Below are 19,585 nucleotides of genomic sequence, written 5' to 3' on the forward strand. Positions count from 1 at the left end.
GTTTAGAAGAGATGTAAGCGGCCTTCAAAGATTATACAGTAGTGCTGTCACAAGCCAATTCCTTTTCAAAATCAAACAGGCTTTTATACCGGCGATCTTTTAGATACTTTATTACTATAGGCTCTATCTGATTATCCATGGTCAAAAGGGCTTATTTTCATGAAGTGATACTAATACAAAGACTGGCCATTGAAACAATAAAGCGACAAAACAAGACATAAAAAAAGACCAAAGCCGCTTAAGGCTTTGGTCTAGAGTCTTTATGACTGTCTGGAATCGTAACGGAAGCGAGCAATCAATAATAAGAAGTAGCATAAAACGCCAAACAGACAGGCAATAAAGAACGAGTGGGCAAGTGCAAAGCCCAGTGCCAGTTCAGTGTATACGATCATAATACCTGACAGTGCTTGTAATGTGATGAAAATAAGACACGAGATCCATCCCCAAAAAATCTGTTTTTGATCTTTATAGGAAGTGATAGCATGAACAGCGGCAACAATAATCCATACAAATAATAGTAAGGCTGCTGCTCTGTGGCCCATTTGCACCCATTCATGAAATTGGGTCGGAAGTCCATTGTTCAACGGGCTGCACAGCGGCACATCAGGACATGCCAGACTTGATTCGGTGTGTCTTACATATGCGCCTGTATACACAACGATATAGGAATATATTAAAATTCCTATCATGTGAAATTGCATCTTTTTGCCGATTTGAAGCGGCTTAACCAGTTTTCTGACTGATTTATCAGCTTCAAATATGAGTAATGTCAAAATAAGCACTGAAGCAAAAGAAATTAATGAGATGCCGAAGTGAAGCGCCATTATCAACGCGTTCGAACCGAATACGACAGCCAATGCGCCAAGCAATGCCTGTAGAAATAAAAAGATAATAGACATGATCGCGAGAAACGTTGTTTCACGGAAAATCGGCGTGATTTTTCTCCATGACCAAAACGCAAGGCTTAACACAAGGATAATAGAGATCCCGCTTGCAAATCTGTGGCTCCATTCAATAATTGAGGCCGGATTCAGTTCAGGGAAAAAACGGCCGTGACACAGCGGCCACTGTCTGCCGCATCCTTGGCCGGAACCTGTTTTTGTAACGAGAGCACCCCCGATTAAAACAATAAGCATGACAAATGTCGTCAAGACACCGAGAGCTTTTAATGCTTTATTCATACAATATTCACCTTCTCAACATACTGCTGCAATTTTATATACGTTCCAAGTGTAAGCGAATATGTGTTTTGTGGCAATTCCCAGAGGCTTTTGTTCACAAAAATATAATAGAATGACGGCTTCTGGAAAATGTACACTTGATTATTCGTGCCGGGTCTGATAGAAATAAGGTAAACGCAATGCCAATTTGGCGATTGCCTGCATCTTTGGTAAAATTCATAAAAAGTTCACAAATAAATTCCTGTTTGTCGTTTAATATTTAATAGGATGTTTTTTTACAAGATGTTATCTTGTATGATAGAGTTGCAGGTTTTTTTATTCTCCTGCGTTAGGTTTGTAAGGGAGGTTTACGTTATGGCTAACTCCAGAATCTTAAATGATACAGCTATAGACGGACAAATTGAAGAAACAACGGCATGGAAAGATTTTCTGTCCCTTATTAAAATAGGGATCGTCAATTCTAACCTCATCACGACTTTCACTGGAATGTGGCTTGCACTACATATTTCAGGTTTAAGTTTTTTAGGCAATATAAACACCGTTCTTCTTACATTAATCGGTTCATCTCTGATTATTGCGGGTTCTTGCGCGATCAATAACTGGTATGACCGGGATATTGACCATCTTATGGAGCGCACGAAAGTAAGACCTACGGTTACGGGTAAAATTCAGCCGAGTCAGGCGTTATGGTCAGGAATTTTGCTGGTTGCTTTAGGATTGATTATGCTGCTGATGACAACTGTCATGGCTGCTGTCATTGGTTTTATCGGAGTCTTTACGTATGTTGTATTGTACACAATGTGGACGAAACGCCGCTATACGATTAACACTGTAGTAGGAAGCGTTTCAGGTGCAGTGCCGCCGCTTATTGGATGGACGGCAGTGGAAGGGAATATCGGTGTCGTAGCATGGGTGTTATTCATGATTTTATTTATTTGGCAGATTCCTCACTTCTTAGCATTGGCTATTAAGAAAACTGAGGATTACAGAGCTGCAAATATTCCGATGCTTCCTGTCGTATACGGATTTGAAGTGACAAAAAGACAAATTATTGTGTGGGTTGCGTGCCTGATGCCGCTTCCGTTTTTCCTTGGTAGCCTAGGGCTTCCAATTGTCATCCTCGGTTTGCTGTTAAATATCGGCTGGCTGATTCTTGGCTTAATGGGATTCCGCTCCAAGAATATTATGAAGTGGGCAACGCAGATGTTCGTATACTCACTTAACTACATGACTATCTATTTCGTTGCCATGGTTGTCTTAACTCTTTTCTAAAAAATAGATATGCTGCTTGTTTTATCGCTTCAAAATAAACGATGACAACTAGTAAATGCCGCCTTGACCTCTTGTTTAATCAGGCGGCTTTACTTTTATACATAGATGGCATTTTGAGTAAAAAAACTCATAATTTAAGAGAAGAGGAAATGTAAGTGCTTTATTGGTGATAGGCTGGAGGCGATGGTTTTCGATCTGCTTTCCGCCTTTGTATTGACCAGAAAAGGGGTTGGGTGAAATGGTAAAGCATTGGCGTCTTATTTTATTATTAGCCTTAGTGCCGCTTCTATTAAGCGGATGTGGAAAACCTTTTTTATCCACGCTCAAGCCTGCTGGCGAGGTGGCTGATAAACAGTATGACCTGACAGTGCTCAGCACATTGATTATGGTGGTTGTTGTTGCAGTAGTATCTGTTATCTTCTTTTATGTGATTGTGAGATTTAGAAGATCACGGGTTGGTGAGAACACGATACCGAAACAGGTAGAGGGGAATAAATTTTTAGAAATCACATGGACCGTGATCCCGATTTTGCTGCTCATTATTCTTGTGATCCCTGTTGTATTATATACGCTGGAGCTAGCAGACACATCACCAATGGATAAGAAAGGCCGCAAAGCTGAGGATGCTCTTGTAGTCAATGTCCGGGCAAATTTATACTGGTGGGAGTTTGAGTACCCTGATTACGGCATTATCACAAGCCAGGAGCTGATTGTGCCGACAGACCAGCGTGTATATTTTAATTTAAAAGCTTCTGATGTGAAACATTCCTTCTGGATTCCTTCAGTTGGAGGAAAACTTGATACGAATACGGATAATGAAAATAAGTTTTTCCTGACTTTTGATTCGAAACGAAGCAAAGAGGCAGGAGATATGTTTTTTGGAAAGTGTGCAGAGCTTTGCGGCCCTTCACATGCGCTGATGGATTTTAAAGTGAAGACAATGTCTGCAAAGGAATTTCAGGGCTGGACAAAAGAAATGAAAAACTATAAATCTACAGCAGAGAGCGATTTGGCTAAGCAGGGTGAAGAACTGTTTAAAGAGAAAAACTGCCTGAGCTGCCATGCGGTAGAGCCGAATGATAAGCGTGCAGAAGCCGCTAGAACGGCACCCAACTTGGCGACTTTCGGTGAAAGGACAAAAGTGGCAGGGGTGAAAGAGGCTAACAAAGAAAATGTGAAGGCCTGGCTGAAGGACCCTGACAGCATAAAGCCGGGGAACAAAATGACAGGAACATATCCAAAGCTCTCAGACAGTGAAACAGATGCGCTTTATGAATACTTAAAAGGCTTAAAAGCGGAAAGCAAGTAGGGAAGAAAGGGAGATATTGGGGGAGGTCACATATGTTGAATGCGCTTACAGAAAAGCGGACGCGCGGATCTATGCTTTGGGATTATTTGACGACGGTGGACCATAAAAAAATCGCGATTCTTTATTTAGCGGCAGGAGGATTCTTCTTTCTTGTCGGGGGAATTGAAGCGATGTTTATCAGAATTCAGCTTGCAAAGCCGGAAAATGCGTTTCTCAGTGCTCAAGCGTACAATGAAGTAATGACTATGCACGGAACGACGATGATCTTTCTGGCTGCGATGCCGCTCTTATTTGCCTTGATGAATGCGGTTGTGCCATTGCAGATCGGGGCTCGGGACGTTTCGTTTCCATTTTTAAATGCGCTTGGTTTTTGGCTCTTCTTTTTCGGAGGCATTTTCTTAAATCTAAGCTGGTTTTTGGGCGGAGCGCCAGATGCGGGCTGGACGTCATATGCCTCACTTTCGCTTCATTCAAAAGGGCACGGCATAGACTTTTTTGTCCTCGGACTCCAAATATCGGGGCTCGGGACGCTGATAGCCGGGATTAACTTTTTGGCCACGATTATCAATATGAGGGCTCCGGGCATGACGTACATGAGGCTGCCTTTGTTTACATGGACGACATTCGTGGCCTCGGCATTGATTTTGTTTGCCTTTCCGCCGCTTACGGTCGGATTGGCTCTTATGATGCTGGATCGGCTGTTCGGAACCAATTTCTTTAATCCCGAGCTTGGCGGGAATACGGTCATTTGGGAGCATTTATTTTGGATTTTCGGCCATCCGGAGGTTTATATCCTAATTTTGCCTGCATTCGGTATTTTTTCCGAGGTCATCCCTGTTTTCGCCAGAAAGCGTTTGTTTGGCTATTCTTCAATGGTTTTTGCCATCGTGCTCATTGGCTTTCTGGGCTTTATGGTATGGGTGCACCACATGTTCACGACTGGTCTCGGCCCGATTGCAAATGCGATATTTGCGGTTGCCACAATGGCTATCGCGATTCCGACCGGGATTAAGATTTTTAACTGGCTTTTGACGATTTGGGGAGGAAATGTGAAGTATACGACCGCTATGCTGTATGCTGTCTCATTTATTCCGTCCTTTGTGCTCGGCGGTGTGACGGGAGTCATGCTGGCAGCGGCCGCTGCTGATTATCAGTTCCATGATACGTATTTTGTGGTGGCGCACTTCCACTACGTCATCATTGGCGGCGTGGTATTCGGCCTATTAGCCGGTGTTCATTTCTGGTGGCCGAAAATGTTCGGTAAAATTCTGCATGAGACGATGGGGAAAATTTCATTTGTACTGTTTTTTATCGGCTTTCACCTCACGTTTTTCATTCAGCATTTTGTCGGTTTAATGGGTATGCCGCGCCGGGTTTATACGTTTTTGCCAGGCCAGGGTCTTGAAACCGGCAACTTGATCAGTACAATCGGGGCGTTTTTTATGGCGGCAGCTGTTATTCTTCTGCTGGTCAATGTCATTTGGACATCGGTAAAAGGCGAGTATGTAGGCGATGATCCATGGCATGACGGACGTACGCTTGAATGGGCCGTTTCTTCGCCGCCGCCTGAGTATAACTTTAAACAGCTTCCTTTTGTCAGAGGACTTGATCCGCTTTGGATCGAGAAGCAGGCAGGTCACAAATCAATGACACCGGCGGAACCGGTTGATGATATTCATATGCCAAACGGCTCAATCCTGCCGCTCATCATTTCCTTCGGCCTTTTTGTCGCAGCGTTCGGGCTGCTGTACAGAAGCGATTACGCTTGGGGCCTGCCGGTGATCTTTATCGGGCTCGGCATCACCTTTATTACGATGCTGCTCCGCTCAGTCATTGATGATCACGGCTATCATATTCATAAAGAGGAACTGCCGAACGATGATAAAGGGGTGAAGGCATAATGCAAATTCAAGAAAAATTCACCGCAGAAACCTTTCCAGCTTCTCCTGAAAAAGTAACACTGGAAGGGAAAAATAAATTTCTAGGCTTTTGGCTTTTTCTTGGCGGAGAGACTGTTCTGTTTGCGTCTCTCTTCGCCACGTTTCTGGCGCTTCGGAATTCAAACGCCAGTGATCCGCCTACAACCGAAATGTTCGACGTAACACTTGTATTCATTGCGACAATGCTGTTATTAACGAGCAGTTTAACGAGTGTGTACGCGATGTACCACATGAAGAACTTTTCCTTCGGCAAGATGCAGCTTTGGCTGGGAATTACGGTTTTATTGGGGGCGGGCTTTTTAGGACTGGAAATCTATGAATTTAAGCACTACACCCATGAATTTGGCTTTACCATCACAAGCTCTGCGCTCGGTTCTGCGTTTTACACGCTTGTCGGTACACACGGCGCCCACGTGGCGTTTGGGCTGATGTGGATCAGCACGCTGATGATCCGCAATGCCAAGAGAGGGCTGAACCTGTATACGGCGCCTAAGTTTTACGTTGCCAGCCTTTATTGGCACTTTATTGATGTCGTGTGGGTCTTCATCTTTACCGTTGTATATTTAATGGGGATGGTGGGATAAACATGGTCGGTAAAAAAAGCAGAGGGCATATCAACAGCGACCTTGAATTTAAGAAAAAAAAGCACGCTCAGGAGATGAAATATCAGGTTTTGTCTTTTGGTTTAATGATCGGTCTTACGATTGTTGCATTTCTGACTGTGGCAACAGATGGTGTTGCAAGCTGGTTTACGATTCCTTTCATTATTTTGCTTGCTGCAATTCAAGTCATCTTTCAGCTGTATTATTTCATGCATATGAATCAAAAAGGGCATGAGGCGCCGGCATTGTTTTTGTATTCAGGGGTGTTTGTCGCGTTTATCACTGTGCTTGCGTTTGTCACAATTATATGGTGGTAATTTGAACAGCCGCCGGAGGTGAAGAAATGAATCAGTTGGAGATATTTGGGTTTCGCGCCATGTGGAGCCCTTATCTTTTTTGTATCCTGTTAGGCATTACGGCGATTTATCTCTATTTTTACATGCGAATGTTTGCAAAGCCGAATCGAATAACTGGTAAAGAGATGGCGTGTTTTCTGTCGGCGATGCTGTTTTTATATGCGGCCGAGGGAAGCCCTGTTGATTTGCTCGGACATATTATGTTTAGTGCGCATATGGTACAGATGGCTGTCCTGTATTTGGTTGTACCGCCACTGTTGATCGCTGGAATTCCTGCATGGCTGTGGGAGAAAATCATTTTCAGGCCTGCAATCAAACCGGTTTTTTCCTTTTTCACGAAGCCCTTAATTGCTTTGCTTTTGTTTAACGGCATTTTTTCTTTATATCATGTACCGCTTATATTTGATACTGTCAAAACCGATTCGTTTTACCATACATTAATCACTTGGCTTATCTTTGTGCTTGCATTCTTCATGTGGTGGCCGCTTGTTCATAAGGTGGGGCGTCTACGGCAGCTCAGCGGCTTGATGAAGCTGGGGTATATTATGGCGGACGGTATGCTGCTCACACCTGCTTGCGCCTTAATCATGTTCAGCGGTGCGCCGTTATACGCCACCTATACAGATCCGTCTGCATGGGCCGAGGCAATGAGCCTTTGCGTGCCTGCGGATATGATGGGGCAGGTCCCATTAACAGGACCGGAGATGTTGAATACACTGCCTTTGTTAGAGGATCAGCAGCTCGGGGCCGTCATGATGAAAATCATTCAGGAAATTGTGTACGGTACTTTTTTGGCGATTATTTTTTTCCAATGGGTGAAGAAAGAAAGGGAAAAGGACGGGCAGGAGGAGCCGCCGTATATTCAGCAGACGATATCATAAAAGGTACAGCGGAATATGCTGTACCTTTTCGTTACATTTGAACTGTTTTTAACATGTCGGATATGTCCTGAATCAGTGCTTTGCTTTTTGTCACAACCTGTACGGGAAACTCTTCCGTTTCTCCATACTCTACTCCGTGCGGGTAATAATGCTTGCCTAGGAGAGGGGACATTAATTGAATCACCGCGCGTCCGCTTCCGACATCACCCTCTGCCGCAATTCCTTGTATCCGCAGGTAAAACGTGCCCTCAATCGTCGAAAACTTCTTGTCATAGGTGACTCTCTCGTAATCCCATTGGCCCGCTCTGATGAGACCTTTGCTTTCCATTAAGTCGTCTAGCAAGCTGAGTTCAGCCTTAACCCCTTCAAGTCCGCTTTCAGTAAACTTCAACACCGACCCCTCCTTATAAAAATTACCTTTCCTGACAATCATAGTATGAAAGCGTTAAACTTTCAATGAATCTTCTTCTTTTGAAAGTATGCAAAAATTAAATTTTGACGACAATAGCACTAGACTAAAGGAGGTTAAACGGATGACAAAAATAAAAGATCTGATGACAGCCGACTTGCAATATTGCACGGTATTAGATAATGTATATGAAGCTGCAGTAAAGATGAAGGACGCGAATGTAGGAGCGATTCCAGTGGTTGATGAGGATGGGGAAACATTGGTCGGCATCGTGACCGACCGTGATCTCGTGTTAAGAGGAATCGCCATCAAAAAACCGAACTCGCAAAAAATCACTGACGCAATGACCGAAAAACCTGTCAGTGTGGAGGAAGATGCTTCAGTTGATGAGGTTCTTCATTTGATGGCATCGCATCAGCTCAGAAGGATACCAGTTACAAAAAATAAAAAACTGACTGGAATTGTCACGCTTGGTGATCTTTCTTTATCAGAGCAAACAAATGAACGTGCCGGCAGCGCCTTATCGGATATTTCCGAAGGTGATAATCGAGAAGAAGGCTTTTTTCATTAACACATAAATCTTTGACATGTTAAATAGGCTGTATTGTAATGGGTTGTAAGGCAAGACATTGTGAATCGCCATGGGGGTGATAGATTGAAAAATATATTGAGAGCAATGATTATCCTCTTGATTATTTGCGGAACTTATGTTCTGTTTATTCAATATGGATCTGTTCCTGAAAAGAAATCAAATGACAGCGAGCCTCAGGTGTCAAATGAGGAAGCACAAAGCGGCAAACGAATACATATGCCGACTTCAGGATTATTGTCCTTCATGGGCAAGTCCGCCGATGAAGTAACGAAAAAGCTTGGGGAACCTGAACGCATTGACCCTTCAGCTTATGATTACGATTGGTGGGTATACAATCAAGGTAAGGACCAATATATCCAAATCGGGGTATTAAACAATAAAGTGGTCACATTATTCGCTGCTGGGAATGACATTAACGCCAAGCCTTTCAAAATTGGCGAATCAACCGGAGATGTGTTCAAGACGACCCAGGTGGCGCCATTTGTGAATGTAGAGTATAAAGGAAATTCCTATCGGTTTGAGTTTTCTGAAGAGGATATCAATACAAGACCGACTGTAAAGGTAGGAAAAATGTACGTCCAGCTGTATATGGACAAATTTGAAGGGAAGCTATCCAGCATCAGGGCGTTTGATGCGCAGACCTTTGTAAAGCAAAGGCCTTATGAGGTAGTGTACCGCGGGGAATTAATCAAACCGAAAGCCGTTTCAGATGAGAAGTGGAAAAAGATCCAAACAACGAGCGAAAAGCAAATACTTGATTTGACGAATGTCATACGCGTTAAACATGGACTTGCGAAGCTTGAGTGGGATCAGCCAACGGCGGAAGTTGCCTTTGGGCATAGCGAGGATATGAAGGAAAATAATTATTTCTCACATGTTTCTAAGAAATACGGCTCACTGAAAGACCGCTTAGAAGAAGGGCATGTTGACTTTCAACAAGCGGGAGAAAATATCGCATACAATTATGTGGACGGTCCGGCCGCTGTAGAAGGCTGGCTGAATAGCGAAGGCCATCGAAAAGCGCTCCTGAATTCAGATTATACGCATCTTGGTGTCGGAGTAGACCGAAAATATTACACCCAAAATTTTATTAAGCGATGGTAATGAAAGCCGCGGACGAATGGTTCCGGGCTTTTTCTATTTTCACACAAGCTGGTCTTGCGCTAAGAGAAGTGTAAACACAGACGGTTCAATATGTTACTTTTCTTGCTGTTGAGGAGCGGATTTCCCCTTCTTCTTAAGGCTTTTCACCAGTGTCTAGGGACAGCTACTAAAAATTCATTTGTGAATGAATATAGGCGAACACAATGCCCGACAAAACGATACATTGTAGTAGGTAACGATTTTCGGAGGGGGTGAGGATTGTGGCGAATCAACATGCCAATCATTCAATCAATGACTTTAAACAATTCGTCAAAAAGCATCCCAAGCTGATAAAAGAAGTGCGAAAAGAACAAAGAAGCTGGCAGGACGTATATGAAAATTGGGTTCTCTTCGGGGAGAGCGACCCGATTTGGGATCCGTATCGGGAACCGGAAGAAGCTGCAGAGGCTGTGCCCGAAACACCGCAAAAAAATGATTTTGTCACGAAAATGGTGACAGCGGTGAAAAAGATGGATGTCAATCAAATGAACGAACAAATCAATAAAATGAGCCAGTCGATCTCATCGTTGCAAAGCCTTCTTAATACATTTTCCGGGAACAGCCAGAAGCAATCTCAGCCAGGCTCTGGACAGCATCCTTTTTCTTTTCGAAAGGATTAAAAAAGGGGATCTCATATGCGCAAAGAGGTGCAGGAATATATTTTCGCAAACGAAGAACGGAAACGATTCATCAGAGAGCAGCCGATATGGTACCGCAGGCTTTCGAGAAAACCGGATGATCTGTCCACCTTTCAGCTTGAGATGATGAATTTTTATGAAAAAACCATTCCGCATCGGGTGAATCAGTTTACAAACGGGATTCAAATGGCGCAAATGATGATGCAAATGTTCCAAGCGATGCGGACAAAAGATTAAAAGGCCCGGGAAAGGGTCTTTTTCGTGCGTCCATACGGAGTTTGTTTTCGGCTGTGGTTAAGCATTTTCCAATTGGCTGGTTTCATGGTAAACTAACAACTGGAGGTGCATGTTATGTATGCGACGATGGAATCCGTGCGGCTTCAAAGTGAAGCTCAGCAGCTTGCCGAGATGATTCTGCAGTCGGAGACGGCTGAGAACTACCGCAATTGTTACAAGCGTCTCCAGGAAGATGAAGAGGCAGGGCGGATTATTCGTTCTTTTATCAAAATAAAAGAGCAGTATGAGGATGTACAGCGTTTTGGCAAATATCATCCTGACTATAGAGAAATATCCCGGAAAATGAGGGAGATCAAACGTGAGCTGGACCTGAACGACAAGGTGGCTGACTTCAAGAGAGCTGAAAATGAACTCCAGTCCATTCTTGATGAGGTCAGCGTCGAGATTGGGACAGCTGTTTCGGAGCATGTGAAAGTTCCGACTGGGAACCCTTATTTTGACGGTTTGTCTTCATGCGGAGGCGGCTGCGGTTCAGGCGGAAGCTGCGGATGTAAAGTGTCCTGACGAGACTGGCCGTCTCGTCTTTTACATATAAAAGAAATCAGGCAGGTGATTGTATTGGAGAATAGGCGCCAGGGAATGGTTGTGTATCTGCACTCCCTAAAGCAAAGCAAAATGCTGAGAAAGTTCGGGAATGTGCACTATGTATCAAAACGATTAAAATATGTCGTACTGTACTGTGATATGGACCAAATTGAAAAAACAATGGACAAGATTGCGTCTTACTCTTTTGTGAAAAAAGTAGAGCCTTCTTATAAACCGTTTTTAAAATTGGAATTCGAGTCAAAGCTTGATAAGGCAAAAGAATACGATTATAAAATCGGCATATAGCAATAAAAAAACCCCCGCAGACATCTGCGGGGTCCTTCTATTCCTTAATATGTTAAGGAGAAGGCAAAGGGAGAGGAGAAACCGGAGGAAGAACTTATGGGGAAACGTAAGTCTTCTCCGCGGTTGGCAACAACATCCTCTAGATGCTGTTGCTTATAGTATGGACAAGGATCATGCTGCCTATACACCTGTTTATCAAGATTAGCGTTCATTGTTTGGGAGAATGCTTTATGTTAAGATAGGATTGATTTTTTTCTATGTACATAGCGGCGTCTGGCCGAATAAAGAAACAAAATAGCTTTTAGAAAAAGTGGTGTGGAACATGAGAGTAATTTCTGGATCAAAAAAAGGCCGTTCACTAAAGGCTGTGCCGGGAACATCAACAAGACCGACAACCGACAAAGTGAAGGAATCCATTTTCAATATGATCGGCCCTTATTTTGATGGGGGCAGGGGACTAGACTTATTCGCAGGGAGCGGAGGTCTTGGAATCGAAGCGCTTTCACGCGGGTTTGAGCATTGTATATTCGTTGACCGTGATTTTAAGGCCATTCAAACGGTAAAATCTAATTTGAAAACGCTGGAGCTTACAAAACATGCACAGGTATACCGCAATGATGCGGAACGTGCTTTGCAAGCTGCTGCAAAGAGAGAAACCGGCTTTCGCGGCATTTTTCTCGATCCGCCGTATAAGGAACAAAAGCTGAAAGCACTTTTAACTTTGATTGACGAATATCAAATGCTGGAAGAAGACGGCTTTATCGTCGCTGAGCATGACAGAGAGGTCGAGCTTCCCGAAACCGTAGGAGATCTTGTGATGACAAGAAAAGAAACCTATGGGCTTACAGGTGTGGCGATTTATAAAAAGAGGGGGTAGTGAGGTGGCGAGTATAGCTGTCTGTCCCGGCAGTTTTGATCCGGTGACCTACGGGCATCTGGACATCATCAAACGCGGGGCGCATATTTTTGAACAAGTGTATGTATGTGTGCTGAATAATTCTTCAAAAAAGCCTTTGTTCAGTGTAGAGGAACGGTGTGAGCTTCTGAGAGAAGTGACAAAAGACATTCCGAACATAACAGTTGAAACATCACAAGGACTGTTAATTGATTATGCAAAAAGAAAAAATGCCAAAGCGATATTAAGAGGCTTGAGAGCTGTATCAGATTTTGAATACGAGATGCAGGGAACGTCAGTAAACCGTGTGCTTGATGAGTCCATTGAGACATTTTTTATGATGACAAACAATCAGTATTCGTTTTTAAGTTCAAGCATCGTAAAAGAAGTGGCGAGATACAACGGCTCGGTATCAGAATTTGTACCGCCGGAAGTAGAGCTTGCGCTTCAGCAAAAATACAGACAAGGATGAGGGGATTGACTCATCCTTTTTTTGTGCCGTTTGTCAGTCTGTAAGAAAAAATGATAATGTACGTAAACAGCGCGCATAGTGTGACAGCAGGTCCGATCTGTACAAGCAGATTCCAGCCGTTTATAAACGCAGTCGGCATGTCACTGCTATTAAAAGATTTAAATACATACTGATAAGGATCATGCCACGCCATGTAAAGCGGTTTCCATAAAAGCATGACGAAGACAGCGGCATACACGCCCTGCAGCAAACGTGCGATAAAGAATGGTTTAAATCTAATGTCGGTTTCCGATAAAATACCTGCCACTTGAGCTTGTACGGAAAAGCCGCTAAACCCGAGAATAAAGCTGACGATAATCGCTTTTTGCAGAAGAGAAACATCTGTCTCGCTGACAAGCTTGCTGCCTAACGTGATTTCAAACATCCCCGATAAAAGCGGAATGTCCAATTGAGCCGGAAGCTGAAACAAAGTCAGCGCGCCTTTTGTGAAAACAGACAAAACATCAGTCAGCTGAACCACGGACAACAGCCGATTGAAGACAGAAAATAAAATAATAAAGCCGCCTACCATAAGAAGCGTTTGAACAGAAGACGTCACAGCGTCGCCTAAAATTTTTCCCAAAGGCCGTTTTTCCGCAAGTCTTGCGGTATGAAGAGCGTGTAACGCATCTTTGATCGATGGAAAGGGTATCGTTTTCTTTCTTCTGAGATGCTGCTCTTCCTTGCGGCCGTAGGAACGCATCGTTAAACCGACAGCCAGATTCCCCAAATAGTGTGCAGAAGCCAATAAAATGCCTAGTGACGCATTTTGAAAGAAACCGACAGCAACAGCGCCGAAAATAAAGAGCGGGTTTGAAGAATTGGTAAACGACGCAAGCCGTTCTGCCTCTACTCTTGAAATTTGTTTTTCCTGCCGCAGACGGGCAGTGAGTTTTGCTCCCGCTGGGTTTCCTGATGCCATTCCCATAGCAAGAACGAAGCCGCCGACACCCGGCACGCGAAAGATCGGCCGCATAAAAGGCTCAAGCAAAACACCGACAAACCGTACAATGCCAAAGCCGATTAAGAGTTCGGACAGTATAAAAAATGGCAGCAATGACGGAAACACAACCTCCCACCACATAGAAAGCCCGGTTTTAGAGGCTTCGAATGAGGCCTGTGGATGTGAGATGACAGTCGCTGTTAAAAAAAGAAAAAACGAGGCAATCAAAAGTGTATTGATCTTCGACAAGTTCATTCTTACCTCCCCGATGCTAAAAATGCCCAATGACATGTATATCATGATAAAATAATGTATGACATGAAACGGCCAAGCAGTACCTGTCCTCTTGATTCTTTGTACTAATATACGAGCATAGGGGTTCAGTTTAGACCATAGAATTCGGTATATAGGGAATTCAGGCAGGAGGTTAACGCTTTGGCCAAACCTAAAATCGGGTTAGCGTTAGGATCGGGAGGGGCCAGAGGGCTTGCTCATCTCGGTGTGCTTTCCAGTTTACATAAGCATCAAATTCATGTGGATATGATTGCAGGAAGCAGCATGGGCGCTTTGGTGGGCAGTTTTTATGCCGCCGGCCATGACGTGGCAACGATGAAAAAAGTAGCCAAAGCCTTTAAACGGAGGCTTTATGCTGATTATACGATGCCGAAGCTCGGTTTTCTAAAAGGTGACCGCGTCAGACAGCTTGTGCATGCTTATACATTCGGAAAACCGATTGAAGAGCTCCAAATTCCGCTGGGCATTGTTGCGTGTGATTTACAGACGGGAGAAAAGATTGTGTTCCGCAAAGGATCAGTGTCAGATGCAGTGAGGGCCAGCATCAGCATACCGGGTATCTTTATTCCGCAGAGGCTGGACGGACGCCTTCTTGTAGACGGCGCGGTCGTCGATCGAATTCCGGTTTCTGTTGTAAAAGACATGGGAGCTGATATTATCATCGCTTCGGATGTATCCAGGGTTCGAAAAACTGAAACAGCAGTGCATATTTTTGATGTGATTATGCAAAGTATGGATATCCTGCAAAATGAATTGGTGCGGCATCAAACGATTGCCGCAGATATCATGATTCGCCCTTCTCTTGAAACATACAGCTCAAGCTCGTTTGCCAATATTGAAGAAATGATATCGGCAGGCGAAGAGGCGACAAACCGAATGATCAGCAAGATAAGAAAAGAAATAGAGAATTGGGAGGGCTCATAATTTGCTACGTAAAAAACATTTTAGCTGGATGCTCGTCATCCTCATACTGATCGCCGTTTTATCATTTATAAAACTTCCATACTATATTACAAAACCGGGAGAAGCGACAGAGCTTGCTCCATTGATAAAAGTGGAGGGAGGCTACCCGGAAAAAGGAAGCTTGTCTTTAATGACTGTCAAAGTGGGACCGGCTAATCCGTTTACATATGTGTGGGCAAAGATGCACCCTTATTATGAAATTGTTCCTGATGAGAGCATTAAGGAAGAAGGCGAGTCAGATAAGGAGTATATGAAAAGGCAGCTCCAAATGATGAAAAGCTCGCAAGAAAACGCGGTTATAGCCGCCTATCAAAAAGCAGGAAAAAAAGTCAGCTACTCCTTTAACGGCATATATGCAAGCTCAGTTGTAGAAAACATGCCGGCAAAAGGGAAAATAGAGGTCGGTGATAAAATCATCAGTGCAGACGGCAGAAACTATCAGTCAGCTGAAAAGCTGATTGATTATATCAGCAGCAAAAACGCAGGAGATAAAGTGACGTTAAAGATCGAAAGAGAAGAAAAAGAAAAGCGTGTCACTCTTACGTTAAAACAATTCCCTGATGAGCCGCAACGGGCTGGGATCGGTGTTTCACTTTATACGGACAGAAACGTCAAAGTGGAGCCGGATATTGATTTTGAAATCGAGAATATCGGCGGCCCTTCTGCAGGGTTAATGATGTCTCTTGAAATCTATAATCAGCTGACAAAAACAGACGAAACAAAAGGTTATGATATTGCGGGAACAGGTACCATCGATGTTGACGGAAAAGTAGGCCCGATTGGCGGAATTGATCAAAAAGTCGTCGCCGCAGACAAAGCCGGAAAAGACATTTTCTTCGCGCCAAATCAAAACGGTGCCAGCAATTCCGATTATGAAAATGCTGTAAAAACAGCAAAAGATATTGATTCAGATATGAAGATTGTGCCTGTTGATACCATGCAGGATGCGATTGACTATTTGAATAAGCTGAAAGCGAAAAGCACCTGATTCTCAGGTGCTTTTTCTATACATTTAAAAAGTGTTGTCCATCTTCGTCATAGCGAATCGGTGCATGTCCGTATTCCTGCAGGTCAAACTCGGTTCTCAGCGGCTCTTCTATCGGCAGGCTGTAAATTCTGCTTGCTTTTATGTCCAGATCGAGAGCTGGATGAGAGAAAGAGGACAGTTTGCTGACAAGTGGAACAGAAAGTGTCTTTTTCTTTTCGGATAAATAAGCCTGTCCTTTTTTCGTCATGCCGAGAAGCCTGATATATGGCACCTTATCGTCGTCAAGCAGCTTTTTTATATCCTGTTTTTTTGTTCTGGTTAAAATGTGCGTATTCATCCGCTGGAGCCTTGTCCATGTATAACGTTTCGTTTTCAGCAGCTCCATATATTCCAGATAGGAGCTGGCTTTTCTGATCGAACGAAGAATTCTGTGCTCTAAACCTTCCTCCACCTCGTATATTTGCTGTAATTCCTGTGCTGTTACTGTTGAAAGGCTGTATTTTAAGTAAGAAAAGTAGCTCTCAGGTGTATGCCACAATCCGAAAGATTTGCGGTAAGCTGCTAATTCTCGTGCAGATGCAGCAGGGAGAAAACGAAGGCAGGCTTCGAGACTCTGGCCAGTCATCGCTTTTCTAATGCTTGTGGCGCTTGCGATAGGGTTTTCGCCTTCAGGGAGATCGGCATCATGATAGTCCGAAGAGATGCGTGCCGTGGTATAAGGTTTCATAGGATATCCCCCGGTTAGAATCGAAGTCACATACTGGTATCCCAAAATGTTATTTGGTTTTGACAAGTCAAGTGCACTTTCGGAATGCAAAATGGAGCTGAAGGCGCTAGCCGCCGCTGCTGGATAACTCGTCCCCGTTTTAAGTTCTTCTTTAATTCGGTCATCAAATGTATGTTTATGCTCATCAATAAGCTGTGCTGTTTCTAAAAACGGCTTGATATCTCCATTCTCACTCCCGAAAAACAGCGCCTCACATTCAATTTCGTTTAGGATGGAAACACTGCCGCGTGCAAAAATGTCCGCTTTTTGCACGGCATAAAGATAAGGAAGCTCAATAACAAGATCAACTCCGCTTTGCAGCGCCATTTTTGTTCGGGCCCATTTTGACACAACAGCCGGTTCCCCACGCTGTAAAAAATGCCCGCTCATAACCGCCACAGCCGTGTCGCATCCGGTTTGCCGCTTTGCTGTTTGGGCATGATAAAGGTGACCGTTATGAAAGGGATTATATTCAACCACCAATCCGACAGCTTTCATATTTTTTCCGCCTTTCTTGCTATGTTTAAAAACGTATGGTACATTTGCAAATGAAAACTCTTACGCCTTATTTTTGTTTTAAGTGTATGCATAGCATATTCCGCTGTCAACGATACTTGGATGGCAGCATTATGCTGTAAAGAAAAAATATTGACAAAAACAATCTTAAAAGCTATAATCATGTTTGTTGCTTTCCTGAGGTGATACAAATGAAATGGACGATTTATCAGCTGCATCAAATGCCAAAACAAAGTTTTGAATTTGATGAAACAGTTGAGTTAAATGAGCTGACAAAGCTGAATTCTGACATTCGCCGCATTTCTCCCGTCCAGGTGAAGGGCAGAGCGGATATCAAATCCAAACAGGTTTCGTTTGATTTTACAATTTCAGGCGAAATGATTTTGCCATGCTCAAGAACACTCGTTGATGTCCCGTATCCATTTGAAATTTCAACAAAAGAACTGTTTATATTTCATCACACGGATGATATAGAAGATGATGACGTTCACATTGTTGAGGACGATACTATCGACTTAACTCCGATCGTGAAAGAAGAAATTCTTTTAGAAATCCCTATGCAAATCTTTTGTGAATCTGAACAAGAAAAAGGAGCTGCTCCTCAAGAAGGAAAGGACTGGCAAGTCATTTCGGAAGAAGACAAGAAGAAACAAGTTGATCCGAGACTTGCAGCCCTCGAAAAGCTCTTAAAACAAGATGATGAATCTTAACTCTTTAAGGAGGTGGGAATAATGGCTGTACCTTTTAGAAGAACTTCTAAAATGAAGAAAAGATTGCGCCGTACACATTTCAAACTTAATGTACCTGGTATGACAGAATGTCCGTCATGCGGAGAGATGAAGTTGTCTCACCGTGTATGCAAAGCATGCGGATCATACAACGGCAAAGACATAAATGTAAAAAGTAACTAATGAGAAAAGCGCAGGGTGAAAGCCCTGCGCTTTTTCTTTTTCTCTTCCTGTCAGCTTGCGGAAAATTTGTGAGTGCAAATAGTCTATCTAATCTATTACCGGCATATGTATGAGATAAATAAGCTGACATGGAGGGAGATTGAATTTGACCATTACAAGACAAGATGCTTGGACTCAGGATGAGGATTTGCTGCTGGCAGAAGTGGTGCTTCGTCATATTCGAGAGGGAGGAACACAACTTTCCGCCTTTGAGGAGGTAGGAAGGGCGCTGACCAGAACCGCGGCAGCCTGCGGTTTCAGGTGGAACTCATATGTAAGAAAACAATACCAGTCAGGTATAGAGCTTGCGAAAAAGCAGAGGAAAGAACTGAGAAAGCAAATCGGCGTTCATTCGGTCAATATGCCGAATTCCGTGAAGCAGACTGCCTCGGCATCGTCAGAAGGAAAACGAGACTTGTCCATTCAGGATGTCATTCAATTTCTCGAACAATTTAAAGAAGCACCTTCTGCACAAGAATTTCAGCTCGAAAGGGAAAAATTGAAGGAGCAAATCCAATCGCTGCAAAAAGAGCTTGAGGATTTGCGGAGTGAAAATCAAACATTGCGGAATCAGCTAGAGATGACAGAAGAGGATTACAAGGCACTGATCGACATCATGGATCGGGCCAGAAAAATGGTTGTATCCAAGGAAGACGGAAGAATGAAAAAAGCGGCTCAGGAAACGTAAAGATACGCCTGAAATGAACCGGCCCTATAGGAAGAATAGGCCGGTCGTTTTTATGTCTATGCGGACTCTCCCGGTGTCATTTCGCGATCCATATCAGGATGCCAGATGAGCGGGTTTTCCCCTTTGTCCCGCGCCATATCATACTTAACAGTTTTAAAGTTCATTTTGTTCCAAAATTCTGCTGATTTCATTCGCGGATTTGTCCGGATTGGCATTTTGAATGATTTTGCAAATTCAACCAAGGCTCTCCCATATCCCCTGTTCTGGTAGCCTGGAAGAACCTCAAGCTTCCACAGCTCCAAATAATCCTGGCGATTGTCAAAATAGGAATTCGATTTGCCGTTAACTTGATACAGACTCATTCGTGCTACAAGTTTATCGCCGAAATAAATCCCGTAAAAAGGCGAAGTGCTGTCATTTTCAATAATATTATCCTGAAGATCTTCAAGCATTGAAAGCTCCTGGATGCCGTATTCTTTAAATTTCTTGAATTCTTCCAGCGTTTTATAGTTGATAAGCAGACGTTCTACCTTTGTCAAACCAATCTCCCCCTTTGTTGTTTCTATATATATATTGTAAACGCTTTATTTAAAAAATCCAAATATTTAAACTTTAATTTT

The 19,585-nt window shown here is 43.4% G+C and carries 25 protein-coding genes; 19 read left to right on the forward strand and 6 right to left on the reverse strand.

Translation table 11 applies throughout. The annotated features are described in order from the left end of the window. Positions 1 to 260: 260 nt before the first annotated feature. Positions 261 to 1,181 carry a heme A synthase CtaA gene (ctaA, locus tag MY9_RS08200; protein ID WP_014663857.1) on the reverse strand — a complete coding sequence of 307 codons (921 nt, stop codon included), beginning with the start codon at positions 1,179 to 1,181 and terminating at the stop codon, positions 261 to 263. A 354-nt stretch (positions 1,182 to 1,535) separates the two neighbouring features. Between ctaA and cyoE the strand changes: the two genes are divergently transcribed. From cyoE to ctaG, 6 genes are all read left to right on the forward strand, one after another. Continuing rightward, entirely contained in the window at positions 1,536 to 2,453 is a 918-nt protein-coding gene (cyoE, locus tag MY9_RS08205; RefSeq protein ID WP_003232250.1) for a heme o synthase, read from the forward strand. Positions 2,454 to 2,691: 238 nt separating this feature from the next. After that, positions 2,692 to 3,762, forward strand: a complete 1,071-nt coding sequence (gene coxB, locus MY9_RS08210; protein WP_014663859.1) for a cytochrome c oxidase subunit II — start codon at positions 2,692 to 2,694, stop codon at positions 3,760 to 3,762. 32 nt (positions 3,763 to 3,794) lie between these two features. Then, positions 3,795 to 5,663 carry a cytochrome c oxidase subunit I gene (gene ctaD / locus MY9_RS08215; protein WP_014663860.1) on the forward strand — a complete coding sequence of 623 codons (1,869 nt, stop codon included), beginning with the start codon at positions 3,795 to 3,797 and terminating at the stop codon, positions 5,661 to 5,663. Continuing rightward, positions 5,663 to 6,286 carry a cytochrome c oxidase subunit III gene (gene ctaE, locus MY9_RS08220; protein ID WP_014663861.1) on the forward strand — a complete coding sequence of 208 codons (624 nt, stop codon included), beginning with the start codon at positions 5,663 to 5,665 and terminating at the stop codon, positions 6,284 to 6,286. The genes ctaD and ctaE overlap by 1 nt, the downstream gene beginning before the upstream one ends. Before the next feature lie 2 nt (positions 6,287 to 6,288). Further along, on the forward strand, positions 6,289 to 6,621 hold the full coding sequence (ctaF, locus tag MY9_RS08225) for a cytochrome c oxidase subunit IVB (RefSeq protein WP_014663862.1): 333 nt from the start codon (positions 6,289 to 6,291) through the stop codon (positions 6,619 to 6,621). 26 nt (positions 6,622 to 6,647) lie between these two features. Further along, positions 6,648 to 7,541, forward strand: a complete 894-nt coding sequence (ctaG, locus tag MY9_RS08230) for a cytochrome c oxidase assembly factor CtaG (RefSeq protein WP_014663863.1) — start codon at positions 6,648 to 6,650, stop codon at positions 7,539 to 7,541. Positions 7,542 to 7,572: 31 nt separating this feature from the next. Here the strand turns inward: ctaG and MY9_RS08235 are convergent, their stop codons facing one another. Then, the gene (locus MY9_RS08235; RefSeq protein ID WP_014663864.1) at positions 7,573 to 7,935 is read right to left on the reverse strand and encodes a YugN family protein; all 363 of its coding nucleotides are present in this window, start codon (positions 7,933 to 7,935) and stop codon (positions 7,573 to 7,575) included. A 139-nt stretch (positions 7,936 to 8,074) separates the two neighbouring features. On the opposite strand from MY9_RS08235, the gene MY9_RS08240 reads away from it, so the two are divergent. The 8 genes from MY9_RS08240 to coaD all read left to right on the forward strand — a co-directional run bounded on the left by MY9_RS08240 (position 8,075) and on the right by coaD (position 12,818). Further along, positions 8,075 to 8,521, forward strand: a complete 447-nt coding sequence (locus MY9_RS08240; protein ID WP_003221362.1) for a CBS domain-containing protein — start codon at positions 8,075 to 8,077, stop codon at positions 8,519 to 8,521. A gap of 84 nt (positions 8,522 to 8,605) precedes the next feature. Beyond that, positions 8,606 to 9,646: a CAP domain-containing protein gene (locus MY9_RS08245; protein ID WP_014663865.1), complete on the forward strand. Its 1,041-nt coding sequence runs from the start codon at positions 8,606 to 8,608 to the stop codon at positions 9,644 to 9,646. A 260-nt stretch (positions 9,647 to 9,906) separates the two neighbouring features. Continuing rightward, positions 9,907 to 10,305, forward strand: a complete 399-nt coding sequence (locus tag MY9_RS08250; protein WP_014663866.1) for a YlbD family protein — start codon at positions 9,907 to 9,909, stop codon at positions 10,303 to 10,305. Between the two features lie 15 nt (positions 10,306 to 10,320). Next, the gene (locus MY9_RS08255; RefSeq protein ID WP_014663867.1) at positions 10,321 to 10,560 is read left to right on the forward strand and encodes a YlbE-like family protein; all 240 of its coding nucleotides are present in this window, start codon (positions 10,321 to 10,323) and stop codon (positions 10,558 to 10,560) included. A gap of 114 nt (positions 10,561 to 10,674) precedes the next feature. Beyond that, positions 10,675 to 11,124, forward strand: a complete 450-nt coding sequence (gene ricF / locus MY9_RS08260) for a regulatory iron-sulfur-containing complex subunit RicF (protein WP_003221370.1) — start codon at positions 10,675 to 10,677, stop codon at positions 11,122 to 11,124. Between the two features lie 54 nt (positions 11,125 to 11,178). After that, on the forward strand, positions 11,179 to 11,451 hold the full coding sequence (locus MY9_RS08265; RefSeq protein ID WP_009967171.1) for a YlbG family protein: 273 nt from the start codon (positions 11,179 to 11,181) through the stop codon (positions 11,449 to 11,451). A 322-nt stretch (positions 11,452 to 11,773) separates the two neighbouring features. Further along, complete coding sequence (gene rsmD, locus MY9_RS08270) at positions 11,774 to 12,328, forward strand: 16S rRNA (guanine(966)-N(2))-methyltransferase RsmD (protein ID WP_014663868.1); 555 nt, start codon at positions 11,774 to 11,776, stop codon at positions 12,326 to 12,328. A 4-nt stretch (positions 12,329 to 12,332) separates the two neighbouring features. Next, a complete protein-coding gene (coaD, locus tag MY9_RS08275) occupies positions 12,333 to 12,818 on the forward strand; it encodes a pantetheine-phosphate adenylyltransferase (RefSeq protein WP_014663869.1) in 486 nt (161 codons plus the stop codon). A 10-nt stretch (positions 12,819 to 12,828) separates the two neighbouring features. Here coaD and spoVV read toward each other — a convergent pair whose 3' ends face one another. Next, positions 12,829 to 14,055 carry a dipicolinic acid transporter SpoVV gene (gene spoVV / locus MY9_RS08280; RefSeq protein WP_014663870.1) on the reverse strand — a complete coding sequence of 409 codons (1,227 nt, stop codon included), beginning with the start codon at positions 14,053 to 14,055 and terminating at the stop codon, positions 12,829 to 12,831. Between the two features lie 180 nt (positions 14,056 to 14,235). Here spoVV and MY9_RS08285 point away from each other — a divergent pair, with 180 nt between their 5' ends. Next, the gene (locus MY9_RS08285) at positions 14,236 to 15,018 is read left to right on the forward strand and encodes a patatin-like phospholipase family protein (protein ID WP_014663871.1); all 783 of its coding nucleotides are present in this window, start codon (positions 14,236 to 14,238) and stop codon (positions 15,016 to 15,018) included. A gap of 1 nt (position 15,019) precedes the next feature. Then, the gene (gene ddcP / locus MY9_RS08290) at positions 15,020 to 16,045 is read left to right on the forward strand and encodes a protease DdcP (protein ID WP_014663872.1); all 1,026 of its coding nucleotides are present in this window, start codon (positions 15,020 to 15,022) and stop codon (positions 16,043 to 16,045) included. Positions 16,046 to 16,061: 16 nt separating this feature from the next. Here the strand turns inward: ddcP and MY9_RS08295 are convergent, their stop codons facing one another. Together MY9_RS08295 and MY9_RS08300 are read right to left on the reverse strand one after the other, a co-directional pair. Continuing rightward, positions 16,062 to 17,309, reverse strand: a complete 1,248-nt coding sequence (locus MY9_RS08295) for a nucleotidyltransferase (protein WP_014663873.1) — start codon at positions 17,307 to 17,309, stop codon at positions 16,062 to 16,064. Next, positions 17,306 to 17,491 (reverse strand): hypothetical protein, encoded by a 186-nt coding sequence (locus MY9_RS08300; RefSeq protein ID WP_014663874.1) that lies wholly within the window; start codon positions 17,489 to 17,491, stop codon positions 17,306 to 17,308. Before MY9_RS08300 ends, MY9_RS08295 begins: the two co-directional genes overlap by 4 nt. A gap of 27 nt (positions 17,492 to 17,518) precedes the next feature. Between MY9_RS08300 and MY9_RS08305 the strand changes: the two genes are divergently transcribed. The 3 genes from MY9_RS08305 (at position 17,519) to gerR (ending at position 18,965) form a co-directional block, all read left to right on the forward strand. Continuing rightward, entirely contained in the window at positions 17,519 to 18,037 is a 519-nt protein-coding gene (locus MY9_RS08305; RefSeq protein ID WP_014663875.1) for a YceD family protein, read from the forward strand. Between the two features lie 21 nt (positions 18,038 to 18,058). Beyond that, positions 18,059 to 18,238 carry a 50S ribosomal protein L32 gene (gene rpmF, locus MY9_RS08310; protein ID WP_003154457.1) on the forward strand — a complete coding sequence of 60 codons (180 nt, stop codon included), beginning with the start codon at positions 18,059 to 18,061 and terminating at the stop codon, positions 18,236 to 18,238. A 145-nt stretch (positions 18,239 to 18,383) separates the two neighbouring features. Then, the gene (gene gerR, locus MY9_RS08315) at positions 18,384 to 18,965 is read left to right on the forward strand and encodes a sporulation specific transcriptional regulator GerR (RefSeq protein WP_014663876.1); all 582 of its coding nucleotides are present in this window, start codon (positions 18,384 to 18,386) and stop codon (positions 18,963 to 18,965) included. 56 nt (positions 18,966 to 19,021) lie between these two features. Here gerR and MY9_RS08320 read toward each other — a convergent pair whose 3' ends face one another. Continuing rightward, a complete protein-coding gene (locus MY9_RS08320; protein ID WP_014663877.1) occupies positions 19,022 to 19,504 on the reverse strand; it encodes an N-acetyltransferase in 483 nt (160 codons plus the stop codon). Positions 19,505 to 19,585 lie beyond the last annotated feature (81 nt).

The sequence above is a fragment of the Bacillus sp. JS genome, assembly GCF_000259365.1.
GTDB classification, from domain to species: domain Bacteria; phylum Bacillota; class Bacilli; order Bacillales; family Bacillaceae; genus Bacillus; species Bacillus stercoris.